Annotated in this window: 12 protein-coding genes; 6 read left to right on the plus strand and 6 right to left on the minus strand. The window is 65.4% G+C overall.

The features are described 5' to 3' along the window. Window positions 1–322: 322 nt before the first annotated feature. The 5 genes from GEV02_RS17950 (at window position 323) to GEV02_RS17970 (ending at window position 8,006) form a co-directional block, all read left to right on the plus strand. Window positions 323–3,358: an Rne/Rng family ribonuclease gene (locus tag GEV02_RS17950; protein ID WP_152839281.1), complete on the plus strand. Its 3,036-nt coding sequence runs from the start codon at window positions 323–325 to the stop codon at window positions 3,356–3,358. Window positions 3,359–3,541: 183 nt separating this feature from the next. Further along, the gene (moaA, locus tag GEV02_RS17955; RefSeq protein ID WP_152839282.1) at window positions 3,542–4,651 is read left to right on the plus strand and encodes a GTP 3',8-cyclase MoaA; all 1,110 of its coding nucleotides are present in this window, start codon (window positions 3,542–3,544) and stop codon (window positions 4,649–4,651) included. Between the two features lies 1 nt (window position 4,652). Beyond that, window positions 4,653–6,554 carry a molybdopterin molybdotransferase MoeA gene (gene moeA, locus GEV02_RS17960; RefSeq protein ID WP_152839283.1) on the plus strand — a complete coding sequence of 634 codons (1,902 nt, stop codon included), beginning with the start codon at window positions 4,653–4,655 and terminating at the stop codon, window positions 6,552–6,554. A 4-nt stretch (window positions 6,555–6,558) separates the two neighbouring features. Further along, on the plus strand, window positions 6,559–7,200 hold the full coding sequence (locus GEV02_RS17965) for an ABC transporter ATP-binding protein (protein WP_174999164.1): 642 nt from the start codon (window positions 6,559–6,561) through the stop codon (window positions 7,198–7,200). A gap of 8 nt (window positions 7,201–7,208) precedes the next feature. Further along, a complete protein-coding gene (locus GEV02_RS17970; protein WP_152839284.1) occupies window positions 7,209–8,006 on the plus strand; it encodes an ABC transporter permease in 798 nt (265 codons plus the stop codon). Here GEV02_RS17970 and GEV02_RS17975 read toward each other — a convergent pair. The 6 genes from GEV02_RS17975 to cqsA form a co-directional block, all read right to left on the minus strand. Then, complete coding sequence (locus GEV02_RS17975; protein WP_152839285.1) at window positions 7,957–9,111, minus strand: MFS transporter; 1,155 nt, start codon at window positions 9,109–9,111, stop codon at window positions 7,957–7,959. The two genes, GEV02_RS17970 and GEV02_RS17975, sit on opposite strands and share 50 nt — an antisense overlap. Before the next feature lie 14 nt (window positions 9,112–9,125). Then, window positions 9,126–9,902 (minus strand): DeoR/GlpR family DNA-binding transcription regulator, encoded by a 777-nt coding sequence (locus tag GEV02_RS17980; protein WP_152839286.1) that lies wholly within the window; start codon window positions 9,900–9,902, stop codon window positions 9,126–9,128. A 67-nt stretch (window positions 9,903–9,969) separates the two neighbouring features. Continuing rightward, a complete protein-coding gene (locus tag GEV02_RS17985) occupies window positions 9,970–11,901 on the minus strand; it encodes an acyl CoA:acetate/3-ketoacid CoA transferase (RefSeq protein WP_152839477.1) in 1,932 nt (643 codons plus the stop codon). Between the two features lie 52 nt (window positions 11,902–11,953). Continuing rightward, entirely contained in the window at window positions 11,954–13,273 is a 1,320-nt protein-coding gene (locus tag GEV02_RS17990; protein ID WP_152839287.1) for a DNA recombination protein RmuC, read from the minus strand. 4 nt (window positions 13,274–13,277) lie between these two features. Next, window positions 13,278–13,676 (minus strand): group II truncated hemoglobin, encoded by a 399-nt coding sequence (locus tag GEV02_RS17995; protein WP_152839288.1) that lies wholly within the window; start codon window positions 13,674–13,676, stop codon window positions 13,278–13,280. A 30-nt stretch (window positions 13,677–13,706) separates the two neighbouring features. Further along, entirely contained in the window at window positions 13,707–14,966 is a 1,260-nt protein-coding gene (gene cqsA, locus GEV02_RS18000) for an alpha-hydroxyketone-type quorum-sensing autoinducer synthase (protein ID WP_152839289.1), read from the minus strand. 171 nt (window positions 14,967–15,137) lie between these two features. On the opposite strand from cqsA, the gene GEV02_RS18005 reads away from it, so the two are divergent. Further along, window positions 15,138–16,418 carry a sensor histidine kinase gene (locus tag GEV02_RS18005; protein WP_152839290.1) on the plus strand — a complete coding sequence of 427 codons (1,281 nt, stop codon included), beginning with the start codon at window positions 15,138–15,140 and terminating at the stop codon, window positions 16,416–16,418.

Below are 16,418 nucleotides of genomic sequence, written 5' to 3' on the forward strand. Positions count from 1 at the left end.
CGCGAAGTTGCGATACTTGTAGTACGTAAGCCTGGTCAGGATTTGGCTCTCAACGACGTTGCTCACCGCCTGCATTTCTCTGCCGTCCGTAGGGGCCGCATGGATGAGTTGCAGGTGATGCGAGCACTCGGCATGTCGATCGACCTCATGCGCCCAGTTGCGGCCGCAACGCGGACGTTTTCGTTCGCGTTTCTGCGCTGCACAGGATGGGCATACCCACCGCAATCACATTAATTCTCGCGTATATCCCTGTACCACGCTGCCTCGGTCCTAAGAAACCGAGCGGCACAGAGATGACCTACGGGTCGCGGAGTTAATAAAAATGAAACGCATGTTGTTTAATGCTACGCAGCAAGAAGAACTGCGCGTAGCAATCGTCGACGGTCAGAAATTGATCGACATCGACATCGAAACCGCCGGCCGCGAACAGCGCAAATCCAACATCTACAAAGGCGTGATTACCCGCATCGAACCGTCGCTGGAAGCTTGCTTCGTCAGCTACGGCGAAGATCGCCACGGTTTCCTGCCATTCAAGGAAGTAGCACGCACTTACTTCCGCGAAGGCGTGGATGTCCGCAACGCCTCCGTCAAGGAAGCGCTGCGCGAAGGCCAGGAAATCATGGTCCAGGTGGAAAAGGAAGAGCGCGGCAACAAGGGCGCGGCCCTGACCTCCTTCGTCTCGCTGGCCGGCCGCTATCTGGTCCTGATGCCGAACAACCCGCGCGGTGGTGGTGTTTCCCGCCGCGTCGAAGGTGAAGAGCGCCAGGAACTGCGCGAAACCATGGACAAGCTGGACCTGCCGCCAGGCATGTCCGTCATCGCCCGCACCGCCGGCATCGGCCGCAACGTCGACGAGCTGCAGTGGGACTTGAACTACCTGATGCAACTGTGGCGCGCGATCGAAGGCGCCGGCAAATCGGCTTCCGGCGCCTTCCTGATCTATCAGGAATCGTCGCTGGTAATCCGCGCCATCCGCGATTACTTCCAGCCTGACATCGGCGAAATCCTGATCGACACCGACGACATCTACGAACAAGCTCACCAGTTCATGAGCCACGTGATGCCGGACATGGTGCACCGCGTGAAGCGCTACAGCGACGACGTGCCGCTGTTCTCCCGCTTCCAGATCGAACACCAGATCGAAACCGCCTACAGCCGCACCGTGCCGCTGCCATCGGGCGGCGCCATCGTCATCGACCACACCGAAGCCCTGGTCTCGGTCGACGTCAATTCGGCCCGCGCCACCCGCGGTTCGGACATCGAAACCACCGCCTTCAACACCAACTGCGAAGCCGCTGAAGAAGTGGCCCGCCAGCTGCGCCTGCGCGACTTGGGCGGCCTGATCGTGATCGACTTCATCGACATGGAAGTGGCCAAGAACCAGCGCGAAGTCGAACAGCGCCTGAAAGACGCGCTGCACCACGACCGTGCACGCGTCCAGATGGGCAAGATTTCCCGCTTCGGCCTGATGGAACTGTCGCGTCAGCGCCTGCGTCCGTCGCTGTCGGAAGGTTCGCACGTGACCTGCCCGCGCTGCTCCGGCACCGGCCATATCCGCGACACCGAATCGTCCGCACTGCAAGTGCTGCGCATCATCCAGGAAGAGGCCATGAAGGAAAACTCGGCCACCATCCACGTGCAAGTGCCGGTGGATGTGGCAGCCTTCCTGCTGAACGAAAAGCGCGGCGAAGTGCTGAAGATCGAGACCCGCCACCGCATCAGCATCATCCTGGTGCCGAACAAGCACCTGGAAACCCCGCACTACAAACTGGAGCGCATCAAGCACGACGATCCGCGTCTGGAAGACAGCCAGGCGAGCTACTCGCTGGCCGAGCAAGCAGAAACCGACATGGCCTACAGCAAGCGCCAGAAGGAAGAAGCCAAGCCGCGCCAGGAAGCCATGGTCAAGACCATCACCCCGGACCAGCCAGCACCGCTGGTCGAGCGCAAGCCGACCGAAACCGTCATCAAGCCAGCGCCGGCCCCAACGCCAGCACCGGCCGAGCAAGGTTTCTTCGCCAAGCTGATCAGCTTCTTCACCGGCAAACCGGAAACCCCGGTGCTGCCGCAGCAGCCGACCATCGTGGTCAAGGCGCCATCGGGCGACCGTGGCGACCGCAACGCCCGTGGTCCACGCGGCCGCAACCGTAACGGCAAGGCCGGCGGCCGTGGCGAGCGCGAAGAGCGCGAACCAGGCGCAGCCCGCCCAGGCCAGGATGAAGCCAAGGCAGCAGACGCCAACGGCCGTCCGCCACGCCCACCGCGTCCACCGCGCGAGCCACGCGAACCGCGTGAAAACCAGGCAGCAGAAGGCCAGGCTCCACGCGAACGCGCAGAACGCGCCGAGCGTCCGGAACGCGCAGAACGCGCCCCGCGTCCTCCACGCGAACCGCGCGGCGAAAAAGCGCCAGTCGAAGCCAAGGTTGAAGAATTGGCCTTGAACGTAGGCGTGCCGTCGACCGGTCCTGTGACCGAAGCGACCACCAGCATCCTGAAAGCCGCGCCGAACGCCGGTCCTGAAGGCGATGACAACGAAGCAGCGGTGGACGGTGAAGAGCCGCGTCGTCGCCGTCGTCGTGGTGGCCGCAACCGCAATCGCCGCGACCGCGACGGTGCGGAAGGTACGGAAGGCGTTGAAGGCCAGGAATCGGCAGCAGCCGAAGCCGGCGAGCAAGGCGAACAAATCGCCCTGAGCTTCGCGCCAGTCGCCGAAGCGGCAGCAGTTGCAGCAGCGCCGGTAGCGGAAGCTGTCGTGGCAGCACCAGCCGTTGAAGCGCCAGCCGCCGAGCCAGTCGTTGCAGCAGTTGCGACGCCAGCACCAGTTGCCGCGCCAGCACCGGTTGAACAGCCAGCCGCTGTCGTTGTTGAAGCCGCGCCAGTGGTCGAAGCAGCGCCGGTAGCAGCCGTGGTGGAAGCACCAGCAGCCGTGGTCGAAGCACCGGTCGTCGCAGCGCCAGTGGTTGAGCCAGTCGTCGCCGAAGCGCCGGCAGTGGTGGCCGAAGTTGCCGCTCCAGCCTTCGTCGAAACCGCACCGGTGGTTGCTGCACCTGCACCTGCGCCTACCCCGGCTCCTGCGCCAGTCGCAGCGCCAGTGGTTGCCGAGCCAGTCGCTCCGGTCGCCGTTGCTCCTGCACCGGTGGCAGCACCAGCGCCAGTGGCTGCACCGTCGGCGCCGATCGATCTGCAAGCAGTGCTCGGCTCCGCCGGCCTGACGCTGGCAGCCACCGATCCGGCCAAACTGCGCGCCGCGCAGGAAGCCGCTGCCAAGGCAGTCGCACCGGCCCGCGTTCCACGCGAACGCAAGCCGCTGCCACCGCAAGCTGACGAGCCTCTGGTCCAGGTGGATACCCGCCGCTAGTCGCAGCGGATAGCCAAACTAAAAAGCCCCGCCGGCACTGAGCGCGTTCTTGAGCGCGTTCAGGCCGGCGGGGCTTTTTTAATGGAGGCCCACGCCACCGAGTTGGCGGCGACGTGCTATCGTAGCTTCTTGTAGTTGCTCAGATGTCGTCCCGCATTTCAAAAACAGCAAGATTGTAGAGTCATGGCAGAGAAAATCATCATGATGGCCAGCCAGCGCCGCGCGCCGCCAGCCATCCCCGCAGTCCTGGAAACGCCCACCGGCCTGCTGAGCGATCAGCTGGCCCGCCCGCTACACGATCTGCGCATCTCCGTCACCGACCGCTGCAATTTCCGCTGCGTCTACTGCATGCCCAAAGAGGTGTTCGACAAGGACTACCAGTACCTGCCGCACACCTCCCTGCTGTCGTTCGAAGAAATCACCCGGCTGGCCAAGACCTTCATCGCCCACGGCGTCGAGAAAATCCGCCTGACCGGCGGCGAGCCGCTGCTGCGCAAGAATATCGAACGCCTGATCGCCATGCTGGCCGAGCTCAAGACCGTCCACGGCAAACCGCTGGACCTGACGCTGACCACCAACGCCTCCCTGCTGGCGCGCAAGGCACAGTCGCTCAAGGACGCCGGCCTGCAACGCATCACCGTCTCGCTCGATGCGCTGGACAACACCGTCTTCCAGCGCATGAACGATGTCGACTTCTCGGTTGACGATGTGCTGCACGGGATAGATGTCGCACATCAAGTCGGCCTGGGGCCGATCAAGATCAACATGGTGGTCAAAGCCGGCATGAACGACCAGGAAATCCTGCCCATGGCCCGCCATTTCAAGCACACGCCCTACATCCTGCGCTTCATCGAATACATGGATGTCGGCGCATCCAACGGCTGGAAAATGGACGAAGTCATCCCCTCCGCCGAGGTGGTAAGCCGCATCCACGCTGAGATGCCGCTCGAAGCGCTGTCCGCCAACTACACCGGCGAAACCGCCGCGCGCTGGCGCTACGCCGACGGCGCTGGCGAGATCGGCGTGATCTCAAGTGTATCCCACGCATTCTGCCGCGACTGTACCCGTGCGCGCCTGTCCACCGAGGGTAAGCTGTACACTTGTCTGTTCGCCAGCAGCGGCCACGATTTGCGCGCCCTGCTGCGCGACGGCCGCAGCGACGCCGAAATCGGCACCGTGCTGGCCCACCTGTGGCGCGCGCGGGGCGACCGATACTCGGAACTGCGCACCAATAATACGGACGGCCTGCAAGCCGGCGCCACCAAAGTGGAAATGTCTTACATCGGAGGGTAGTTTGTCTTTGAAGAGCAAGATCACCGGATTGATACTGGCTGGTGGACGCGGCACCCGCATGGGCCGCGTCGATAAAGGTCTGCAGCCGTTTCGCGGCGCCACGCTGGTCGAACATGTGATGCGCCGCCTGGCGCCGCAAGTCGCCACCGTCGTCATCAACGCCAACCGCAACCTGCCGCAGTACCAGGCGGTGGCCGGCGCGGCGCCGGTGCTGCCCGATTATCTCGACGGCTTCGAAGGCCCGCTGGCCGGCCTGCAAATCGGCCTGCAATACTGCCCCACCGAACTGCTGCTGACCGCTCCCTGCGACTCGCCCTTCCTGCCCGACGACCTGGCCGAACGCCTGCACGCGGCGCTGCTGGAGCAGAACGCCGACGTGGCGCTGGCCGTCACCATGGAAGCCGAAGAAGGCGTCGAACCGTATCGCCAGCCGCACCCGGTGTTCGCGCTGATGAAGGCAAGCCTGCTGCCGCAGCTGGACACCTATCTGGACACCGGCGCGCGCCGCATGGAAAGCTGGATCAAATCGCTGCGCGTGGCCGAAGTGATGTTCGACGACGCCGACGCCTTCCGCAACATCAACACGCTGGCCGAGTTGCAGATGCACGAGCAGGCCAGCGCCAGCGAGCCATCCGCACCGGTAGCACCAGCTGTTGGCGATCCCGGCGCGATGCCCGTAGCCGAAGCGCAGCGCATCATCTGCGAACGCATCACGCCCGTCACCGCGACCGAAACGCGCGCGCTGCTGCACGGCGCGCTCGATCGCGTGCTGGCCGAAGACATCATCTCGCCGATCAACGTGCCGGCCTACGACAACTCGGCGATGGACGGCTACGCGCTGCGCGGCGCCGACCTGCCCGCAGCCGGCGCTCCCGACGCCACGTTCAAGGTGATCGACATCGCCTACGCGGGCCGCCCTTGCACGCAGACGCCGCAAGCCGGCGAATGCATCCGCATCATGACCGGCGCCGCCATCCCGCCCGGCTGCGACAGCGTGCTGCCGCAGGAACTGGCCTCGCACATCGATGGCGACAGCGTCACCATCCCGCACGGCGCCATCCGCACCGGCGCCAACCGCCGCTTCGCCGGCGAGGATCTGAAAGCGGGCGGCATCGCGCTGGCGAAAGGGAAAATCCTGCGCCCCGCCGATCTGGGCCTGGTAGCCTCGCTCGGCATCGGCGAAGTGACGGTGCAGCGCAAGCTGCGCGTGGCCTTCTTCTCCACCGGCGACGAACTGCGCTCGCTCGGCGATCCTCTCGACGACGGCTGCGTCTACGACAGCAACCGCTACACGCTGTTCGGCATGCTGACGCGGCTCGGCTGCGAAGTGATCGACATGGGCATCGTGCGCGACGATCCGGCCGCGCTGGAGGCGGCGCTGCGCCAAGCCTGCACCAAGGCCGACGCCATCATCACCTCCGGCGGCGTATCCGAAGGCGCGGCCGACTACACACGCGACATCATGGCCCGCCTGGGCGACGTCGCCTTCTGGAAGCTGGCGATGCGTCCCGGCCGCCCGCTCGCCTTCGGCAAGATTCAAACGGAGGCAGACAGCGCCTGGCTGTTTGGCCTGCCCGGCAATCCGGTGGCGGTGATGGTGTCGTTCTACATGTTCGCCCGTCCGGCGCTGCTGCGCATGATGGGCGCGCAGGCGACGCAGCCGGTGATGCAGGCCCGCACCACGGAAGCGATCCGCAAACGCCCCGGCCGCACCGAGTACCAGCGCGGCATCCTGAGCACCGGCGCAGGCGGCGAACCGCAAGTGCGTCTCACCGGCGCGCAAGGCTCGGGCATATTGAGTTCGATGACGGAAGCGAACTGCATCGTCGTGCTGCGCGAAGCGCAGGCCAGCATCGCCGCCGGCGAGATGGTCGACGTGCTGCTGTTCGACGGCCTGGTCTAGCCGCATGATGCCGGCCAGCGCCCATCAGCCACGCCTGCGCATCCGCAATCTGCAATCGCCGCTGGCCGGCCCGTTCTCCTTCGATCTCGAAGCGGGCCAGTGCCTGACCATCTCCGGCCCGTCCGGCGCGGGCAAAAGCCTGCTGCTGCGGATGCTGTGCGATCTCGATCCCAACACCGGCGAGGCCCTGCTGAACGGACTTCCCCGCTCCGGCATGAGCGCCCCCGAGTGGCGGGCCGGCGTGATCTACCAGCCCGCCGAAGCGGCATGGTGGCAGCCGACTGCTGGCCAGCATTTCAAGCCCTCGCAGATGGACCGCGTGCGTGAACTGCTGCCGCAACTGAATCTGTCGCCGTCGCTGCTGGAGAGCGACATCAACCGCCTGTCCACCGGCGAGCGACAGCGCATGGCGTTGATACGCTCACTGGCCTGCCAACCGCAAGTGCTGCTGCTTGACGAGCCTACCGCCGCGCTGGACCCCGCATCCGTCGCCGCAACCGAAGCATTGCTGCAAAAGGAACTGGCGGCGGGCCTGTCCATCATCCTGGTCACCCACTCCGAAGCGCAGGCGCAAACGTTGGGCCACCGCAGCATGACGATGCGCGACCGCCAGCTCAACGAAAACGACAACGAGGCCGCGCCATGAGCGCCGGCATGACACCGATCCAACCAGGCGCAATCGACCTGGCCATCGCCTCGTCACTGGTGCTGCTCAACGCCGGCATCTCGGCGTGGTTGGGATTGCGCATGCAGCGCAGCATGCTGTGGGCAGCCGTACGCATGGTGGTGCAGTTGCTGCTGGTGGGACTGGTGCTGCGCTGGGTGTTTGCTCTGGCCTCGCCGGCCGCAACGCTGGCCGTGGCAATGCTGATGATCGTCGCCGCCGCGCGCGAGGTGGCGATGCGGCCCGCACACGGCTTGCGCGGCTGGCCAGGCGTATGGCTGGCCACTGCGAGCGTCGGCCTGTCCAGCATCGCCACCGTGATGCTGGCACTGTTCACCGTGCTGCATCCAACGCCCTGGTACGAACCGCAGTACGCGATTCCGCTGATCGGCATCGTGTTGGGTAACGTACTCAATTCCGCCAGCCTGGGACTGGACTCCTTCTACGGCGGCGTAGTCAACTCCCGCGCCGCGATCGAAGCGCAACTGGTGCTGGGCGCCACCCGCAACGAAGCGCTGGCGCCGCTGATACGCGAGTCGGTGCGCAAGGGCCTGATCCCGCTCATCAACCAGATGTCGGCGGCCGGCATCATCACCCTGCCCGGCATCATGACCGGCCAGATCCTCGCCGGCATGGACCCGATGGACGCGGTGCGCTATCAAATCCTGCTGATGTTCCTGCTGGCCGGCGGCAGCGGACTATCGGTCACGCTGGCGGTCTACCTGGCGGCGCGCAGCGTCACCGACGAGCGCCACCGCCTGCGCCTGGAACGGCTGACCAGCCGCTAGCCGCCACCAGCAGCATGCCGCAGGCCAGCCCGGCGAACGCCAGCTGCAAGCCGAATGCATGGGCTACGAATCCTATCAATCCAGGCCCCGCCAGGATGCCGGCGTAGCCGATGGTGGTGATGGCGCTGATGGCCAGGCTGGCCGGCATATCCTGCTGGCTGCCCGCTGCGCTGAACAGCACCGGTACGATGTTCGAAGCGCCCGTGCCGATCAGCGCGAAACCGGCCAGCGCGATCCACGGCGATGGCGCCAGCACCACGATCAGGAATCCCAACGCCGCGCACAAGCCGCCCAACAGCAGCAGGCGCGCGCCGCCCCAGCGCTGCACCATCTTGTCGCCGTTGAGCCGTCCCACGGTCATCGCCACGGCGAAGGCCGCGTAGCCCAGGCCGCCCTGCCCGGCCGTGAAGCCGCCGCCGCTCGTCAGCATCACAGCACTCCAGTCCAGCACCGCGCCTTCGGCCAGGAACACCAGCGAGCATAAGGCGCCAATCAAAACCACCGCGCCACGCGGCATGGCGAACAGCGGTGCGTCGCGCTCCGACGGCGCCGGATCGCGCAGCAGATAAGGACCGGCGCCGATCAGCACCAGCGCGACCGCCGCCGCCAACACCAGCGACGCCGCGACCAGATCCATCCCCGCCCACAGCATCAACGTCATGCTGCCCGCACCAACGATGCCGCCCACGCTGAACAGTCCATGGAAGCCCGACATCAGCGCGCCGCCATATTCCTTCTCGACGATCACGGCCTGGATATTCATCGCCACATCCAGCGTGCCTATCGTCGCGCCAAACAGGAACAGCACCAGCGCCAACGACCATGCCGTCGGCGCGATCGCCAGCAAGGGAAACACCAGACAGCATCCCAGCCCGGAGGCGAGGATGATGCGGCGGCAGCCGAAGCGCGCAGCCAGCACGCCCGTCACCGGCATCGCCAGCAATGAGCCGATGCCGAGACAAAGCAGCAGCAAGCCAAGCTCCCCCTGCTGCACGCCGGTGCGCGCCTGCGCGAACGGCACCAGCGGCGCCCAGGCCGACATCGCCATGCCCGCCGCCAGGAAGGCCAGGCGGGTAGAAATTCGTTGTTGTAAACCGGTGGTCATCAGATTCGCTTTCTTTATTCGGCGCGCAGCAGGCGGGTGCCGGCTGCGGAATAGGCATCCGCCAGCCGCGCATCGCTATCCTGCTCGACGATCAGGTGAGTCAATTGGGCGATAGGCAGCACCAGGAAGGATGCAACCGCGCCCATTTTTTCAGTCGTGGCGACAACGGCGGTGGCCTTGCTGTGCGCCGCGAGGCGACGCTTGAATTCCGCCTCTTCAAAATCGACAGCGGTGATGCCGGCATGCAGATCGACACCGCAGGCTCCGATGAAATACAGGTCGGGCCGCAGCAGCTCCACCTCGCGCAGCGCGGTCGCGCCAACGCTGCCGCCCAGGCCCTGCTTGACGCGGCCGCCGATCATGATCAGTTCTATGTGAGGGCTGTCGAGCAGCCGCGCCGCAATCGACGGCGCGTTGGTCAGCACCGTCAATGGCACTGCGGGCAAAGCCTCGGCGATGGCCAGGTTGCTGGAGCCGGCGTCGAGGAAGATCACACTGCCCGGCTTTACCAGCGTGGCGGCGGCAGCGCCCAGGCGCGACTTGCCGGACTGCTGGCGCCCCAGGCGCTGGGTCAGCGTGCCCGATTCCGGCGCAGCGGCGATGCGCACGGCGCCACCGTACACTTTCTGGCACAAGCCGGCGGCGGCCAGATCGCGCAGGTCGCGCCGTATCGTATCTTCGGTGACGTTCAGGTCCAGCGCCAGCACGGAAGCAATCACGCGGCCATCGGCCTCCAATTGCTTCAGTATCAGGTCGTGGCGCTCTTGTAGCAGGAGGTTTTCACGTTTCATGCGCAAAAGTGTACACACTCATGCGTACAATGTAAACAATCACGCACAAATACGCATAAACACGCAATCAAGGTTCCTGCAAACGCAGCAAGGCCTCGGCCGAGTTGGCGAACAGCGCGGCATCCTTCTCGATACGACGGAAGGCGCGTCCCAGACTGGCGCGCATGAAGGTGCTGTGTGCGTAGCGCGTCACCTTGCTGTAGTAGCGCTCCGCGAGATCGTTCACGGAGGCCACGTACTGGTCCATCAAATCCGGCGAGATCGAGAAGTTATCGTAGTTGATCACCGCCGGCACCTTGCGCCCCAACGGCGCCAGGCGCTCCGCCACCATCTCGCAGATGGCGGCGATAGTGGCGGCGTCGCTCACCTCGAAGCCTTCGAAGTTCACGAAGAACAGTTCCTGCTGCGCGTCGTACACCAGCCGCTGCTCCAGCGGCAGCGCGAGGAAGTCGCTGCGCCAGTTCATCGCCAGCGGCGCGAAGATGCGCGCATCCATCACCTTCAGCTGCGCGCTGATCGCAGGCTTGAAATCCATATGCGCCAGGATGTCGCGCTCCACATCGACACCCGGCGCGATCTCGATCAGCTCCAGCGCGGACATGCCGCCGTCCAGCACCAGCCGCATCACGCAGCGCTCGGTGATGAACAGGGCTTCCTGCCCTCGCCGCGCCGCGTACTCGCCGCTGTAGGTGCGGTGCTCCACCTCGTTGATGAATTTGCGCGTCGCGCCCTTGTCCGCCATGAAGGTGCCGACGAACACCACCTTGCGTGCGTTCTGGCTGATGTTGATGAAGCCCCCGGCGCCGGCCAGCTTGCTGCCGAATTTGCTGACGTTCAGATTGCCGTGGCGGTCGGCCTGCGCCAGGCCAAGCACCGCCACATCCAGGCCGCCGCCGTCGTAGAAGTCGAACTGGTAAGGCTGATCGATGACCGCATCCGGGTTGGTGGCCGCGCCGAAGTTCAGGCCTGCGGCCGGCATGCCGCCGATCACGCCCGGCTCCGCTGTCAGCGTCACCAGGTCGAGCAGCTTCTCCTCCACCGCCACCGCCGCCACACCCTCCGGCATGCCGATGCCGAGGTTGACCACATTGTTCGGCCGCAGCTCCATCAGCGCGCGGCGGGCGATCACCTTCCGCTCCGACATCGGCATCGGCGCCATCGCCGACAGGGGTACGCGCACCTCGCCAGAGTAGGCCGGGTTGTACGGTTCGGCGAAAGTCTGCATATGGTATTCCGGCTTTTCCGCCACCACCACGCAATCGACCAGGATGCCGGGGATCTTGACCTGGCGCGGATTGAGCGTGCCACGGTCGGCGATGCGCTCGACCTGCACGATGACGATGCCGCCCGAATTGTGCGCGGCCATGGCAATCGCCAGCGCCTCCAGCGTCAGCGCCTCGCGCTCCATGGTGACGTTGCCGTTGGCGTCCGCCGTGGTGCCGCGGATGATCCCCACGTGCACCGGCTGCGATTTGTAGAACAGGTATTCCTTGCCGCCCAGCGTCAGCAGCTCGACCAGCTCCTCGTTGGTGCGGGCGTTGATCTTGCCACCGCCGTGACGCGGATCGACAAAGGTGCCGAGGCCAACGTGCGTCAGCAGCCCGGGTTTGCCGGCAGCGGTATCGCGGAACAGCTGGCTGATGACGCCTTGCGGCAGGTTGTAGGCTTCGATCTTGCCGCTCATGGCCAGTTGCTGAAGCTTGGGCACCAGGCTCCAGTGGCCGCCGATCACCCGTTTGAGCAGGCCCTCGTGGCCGAAATGATTCAGGCCGCGCTCCTTGCCGTCGCCCTGCCCTGCGGCGTAGACCAGCGTCAGGTCGCGCGGATGGCCGCCGCTGTCGGCGGCCAGGAAGCGCCGTTCCAGCGCCACCGCGATATTCTCCGCGAAGCCGACGCCGACAAAGCCGCCGGTGGCGATGGTGTCGCCGTCGCGTATCAGGCTGACCGCATCGGCCGCGCTGACGATCTTGTTACGCTGAACGGCAGGTATGCCGACCATGGAAAAATCGAGAGTGCGCGGGATAGCAGCAGCGGGCATACCTGTCTCCGTTCTAGTCTATGTCGAGATCCTGTTTGTCGATCTCGGGTCCCAGCAGCAGCTGCGCCGCTTCGCTTGGCAGCGCCTCCACCGTCTTCAGCTTGCGCGCCATCTGGCGGCTGCGGGTTTCGGCTGTTTCGATATTCTTGGCGGCGCGTTCCAGCGTCAGCTTGGTGGCGGCCAGCACGTCGCCGAACTTACTGAACTCCGTCTTCACCGCGCCCAGCACCTGCCACACTTCCGACGAGCGCTTCTCCAGCGCCAGCGTGCGGAAGCCCATCTGCAGGCTGTTGAGCAGCGCCGACAAGGTCGACGGCCCGGCGATGCTGATGCGGTTCACGCGCTGCAGCTCGTCGGCCAGGCCGGGACGGCGCATCACCTCCGCGTACAGGCCCTCGGTGGGCAGGAACAGGATGGCGAAATCGGTGGTGTGCGGCGGCGATACGTACTTCTCCGAGATGGTCTTGGCCTCCACGCGCACTGCGCGTTCCAGCTCGCGGCCGGCCTGCGCCACGCCTTCGGCATCGGCGCGGTCGGCGGCGTCCAGCAGGCGTTCGTACTGCTCTTTCGGGAACTTGGCGTCGATCGGCATCCACACCGGCGCGCCGCCCTCGGTCTGGCCCGGCAGCTTGAGCGCGAACTCCACGCGCGCGCCGCTGCCGGCGATAGTCTCGACGTTCTTCGCATACTGCTCCGGCGTCAGCACCTGCTCCAGCAGCATCTCCAGCTGCACTTCACCCCAGGTGCCGCGCGTCTTCACATTGGTCAGCACGCGTTTCAGGTCGCCGACGCCCAGCGCCAGCTGCTGCATCTCGCCCAAGCCCTGGTGCACCCGCTCCAGCCGCTCGGACACCTGCTGGAACGAGGCGCTCAAACGCGCCTCCAGCGTCGCATGCAGCTTCTCGTCGACGGTCTTGCGCATCTCTTCCAGGCGCGCGCCGTTGTCGGCTTGCAGATCCTTGATCTTGGCTTCCAGCGTGGCGCGCACTTCCTGCATGCGCGCGGCGTTCGATTCGGTCAGGCGTATCAGCGCCAGGTTCATGCTCTCGGCGAACTGCTTCAGGCTGCGGCCCTGCTCATCGCGGCCGACCAGGCCTTGCGCTTCAAGCTGGCGGCGCATGGCTTCGAACTGCTGCACGCTGGCTGCATGCGTGGCTTGCGCCGTGGTCTGCAACTGCATCCGCACTTCGCGTTCGACACGCTCGATGCGCTCGGCCAGGCCGCCATCGGCATTGGCTCCGGCGCCGCCGCGCGCGCGCAGCAGCGACAGCACTTGCAACACGATCACCACGGCAAGCGCCGCCAGCAGGACAAAGAACTCGATCTGGCTCATGGCATCAATCCGGCTTGTTGCGCATCCAGTCGGCGGTTTGATAGAAGGACTCCATCAACCGCAACCGCAGCGCCTCGTCGATACCGACATCTTCCATCGCCCACGCCATCGCGCGCAGCCACTGGTCGCGCTCCTGGGTGCCGATGGCGAACGGCATGTGCCGCATGCGCAGGCGCGGATGGCCGTGCGCTTCGATGTACAGGTCCGGCCCGCCCATCCAGCCGCTCAGGAACATGAACAGGCGCTCGCGCGCGTTGTCCAGCGTGGGCGGATGGGCGGCGCGCAGCAGCGCAAACTCCGGCTCCAGTTCCATCAGATCATAAAAACGGTCGACCATCTCGCGCACGCGCGATTCGCCGCCGATAACTTCATAGAGAGTTCGGGATTCAGTCATAACCTCCATGATAGCGTACCGGGCGGCGAAGCGAGTGCATCACACCAGGGCAAGCCGGCGCAGGCGCCGCGTCGACGACCAGTTCTCCAGGTCGGCCTCGCTGCGGATATCGTCGCAGGCCTGGATGATGCGCGACAGCTGCGTGCGATCCAGGCCGGAGTTCAGCGTCAGCCGCACCAGCGAGCGGTTCTTCGGCGTGGCCGGCGCGCAGAACATGGCGCCGTAGATGCCATGCCGCTCCAGCAGCTTGCGCAGCGCCAGCGTCTTCGGCTCCGGGCCGGGCTCCAGCGCGATGATCTGCTCGCTGCCGTCGCTGACGTTGTAACCCAGCGTGCTCAACTCCTCGCGCACTTCGACCGCATGGGCGCGCAGCGCGGCGCGGCGGTCGTCGGCGGCGGCGACGAAATCGATGGCGGCGTCGAACCACGCCAGCTCATGCCCCAGCAGGCAGGAACTGAAGATCGCCGGACGCGACTCCGACAGGAAGTAGCCCTTGAATTTGCTGGAGCAGGTGATGAAACCGGCGCGTCCGGCAAAGGCCTTCGCCAGCGAGGCTGTGCGGAAGTGTACCCGCTCGCTCAAGCCCAGATCCGCCACCAGTCCGGCGCCGCGCGGCCCGTGCGTGCCCAGCGAATGCGATTCGTCGACGATCAGCAGGCAGCCGCTGCGCTCGGCGATTTCCACCAGCTCGCGCAACGGCGCCACGCTGCCGTTGGTGCTGTACAGCGAGTCGACCACGATCAGGCCGCGCCCATGCCGCGCCAGCTGCTTCTGCAAATGCTCGATATCGTTGTGCAGGAAAGGCAGCGGCATCGCCCCGGCCGACTGCACGCCCTCCCACAGCGAGGCGTGCGCCTGCATGTCCAGGTAGACCGGGATGCCGGGCCCCGCCAGCGTCTGCACCAGGCCGACGTTGGCGGCCCAGCCGGACTGCGCCAGGATGCCGTCCTGCGCGCCCATGAACTGCGCGAACTTGCGCTCCAGACGGTGCTGCGCGCTGCCCTCCTGCAGGTACACGGCCGACATCAGCAGCTCGCCCTGGCTGTGCGCCAGCGCCGCCATCTGCGCGCCCATCAGCGCCGGTTCGCCGGCCAGGCACAGGTAGTCATTCCCGGCCAGGAACACGGCGCCGGCGGGGGTCGGTTGCCAGGCGTGCGGATGTTCGCCGCCCAGCAGTTGTTGGATGCGGACGATGTAGTGCTCGTCCATGCGGCGAGTCACAAAATCGGGCATGTGCTGCTCAGCTGGCGAGGAAAAAACCTGGGCGTGGACATGATCTTGAGCAATCGCGTTGGCCATTTTTAGACTCCTTTGGTAGTTTTGGAAAAGGTTGTTTTTTTATGATTCCGTTAGCAACCTTGAGGCCAAAAAAACAAGAAGTGATTGACGCCGATCAATTATTGAATTGATATGCCGGATCGCGTTGTAATTTAAGGCGATCATGGCAACTTGATAAAAGTCAATCCGACCATGAAGCATCCCCTCCCAGAACGCTGGAAACGCTGGCAGCACGGACTGGTCCAATCGCTGCTGCTCTACCATGGCCGCGAGGACCATGCGACGGTGCGCGTGCTGCTGCTGGCGAGTATCGGCACGGTGGGCATGCCGCTGTACTACGTGATCTGGCAGCACTTCTTCCCGCAGGAATACGAGACCCTGCCGCTGCGCCTGCTCGGCATCCTGCTGTGCGCGCTGGGCCTGTTCGCGCGCCAGTTCAGTCGCCGCATGCTAAGTCTCTACCTGCTGGTTACGCTCAGCTATATTTTCCCGTTCTTTTTCACCTTCATGTTCCTGATGAACCATGCTTCCGGCGTGTGGAGCGAGTCGCTGCTGATCGGGCTGGTCGTGCTGTTCCACTTCGACACCAGCCTGGCCATCACGGCTTATCTGGTCGGCACCGCCGCCGCCTGCGCCGCCGCCGCCGCGCTGGGTGAAGGCGTGGTTCTGTTAAGCCGGCCGGTATGGCAGCAGGTGCCGATCCACTGGTTCACCATCGCCGTGCTGTCGGCGGCCAAGATCAGCCGCCATGTGCTGGCGCAGGAAAAGCTGGCCGGCCTGGGCGCGGGCCTGGCGACCGTGGCGCACGAGCTGCGCACGCCGCTCACCAGCGTCGACGCCAATGTGCGCGGCCTGCTGCGCATGTACACCGACACCGGCAGCCGCACGCAGGAGGACCGGCTCAGCGCCATCGACGCGCTGGCGCGCATCCAGTTCGAGGTGCGCCACATGAACCACATGATCGACCTGTTCCTGCTCAGCGCCACGGCGGTGCGGCAAAACCTGCGACCGGTGGAGGCGGTGTCGATGGAAGGCGTGGTGGAGGCGGTACTCAAGCGCTACCCGTTTTCCAACGCCACGCAGCAGAAGCTGGTGGCGCTGGAGGTGCGCCACAACTTCACGTTCGCCGGCCAGACCGAGCTGTCTGTGGTGATCCTGCTGAACCTGCTGCGCAACGCGCTCAAGGCCGTGCAGCGCGCCGGCAAGGGCCGCGTGCGCATCGTGGTCGATGGCGCCCACCAGCCACCGCGCCTGCTGTTCATCGACACCGCCTGCGGCATCCCGGCGCAGCAGATGCCGATGATCTTCCGGCGCTTCTACTCGCATCCGCCGCACAACGGCGCCGGCATCGGCCTGGCCTTGTGCGAGGAGATCATGCATGCGTGGAGCGCCACCATTCATTGCGTATCGCGCGAAGGCGCCTACGCTATTTTCATTCTTGAATTCCCCAAGCCGCAAACCATCCCGAGGTGA

Origin of the sequence: Rugamonas aquatica (genome assembly GCF_009380215.1) — a bacterium.
In the GTDB taxonomy this organism is placed as follows: Bacteria; Pseudomonadota; Gammaproteobacteria; order Burkholderiales; family Burkholderiaceae_D; genus Rugamonas; species Rugamonas aquatica_B.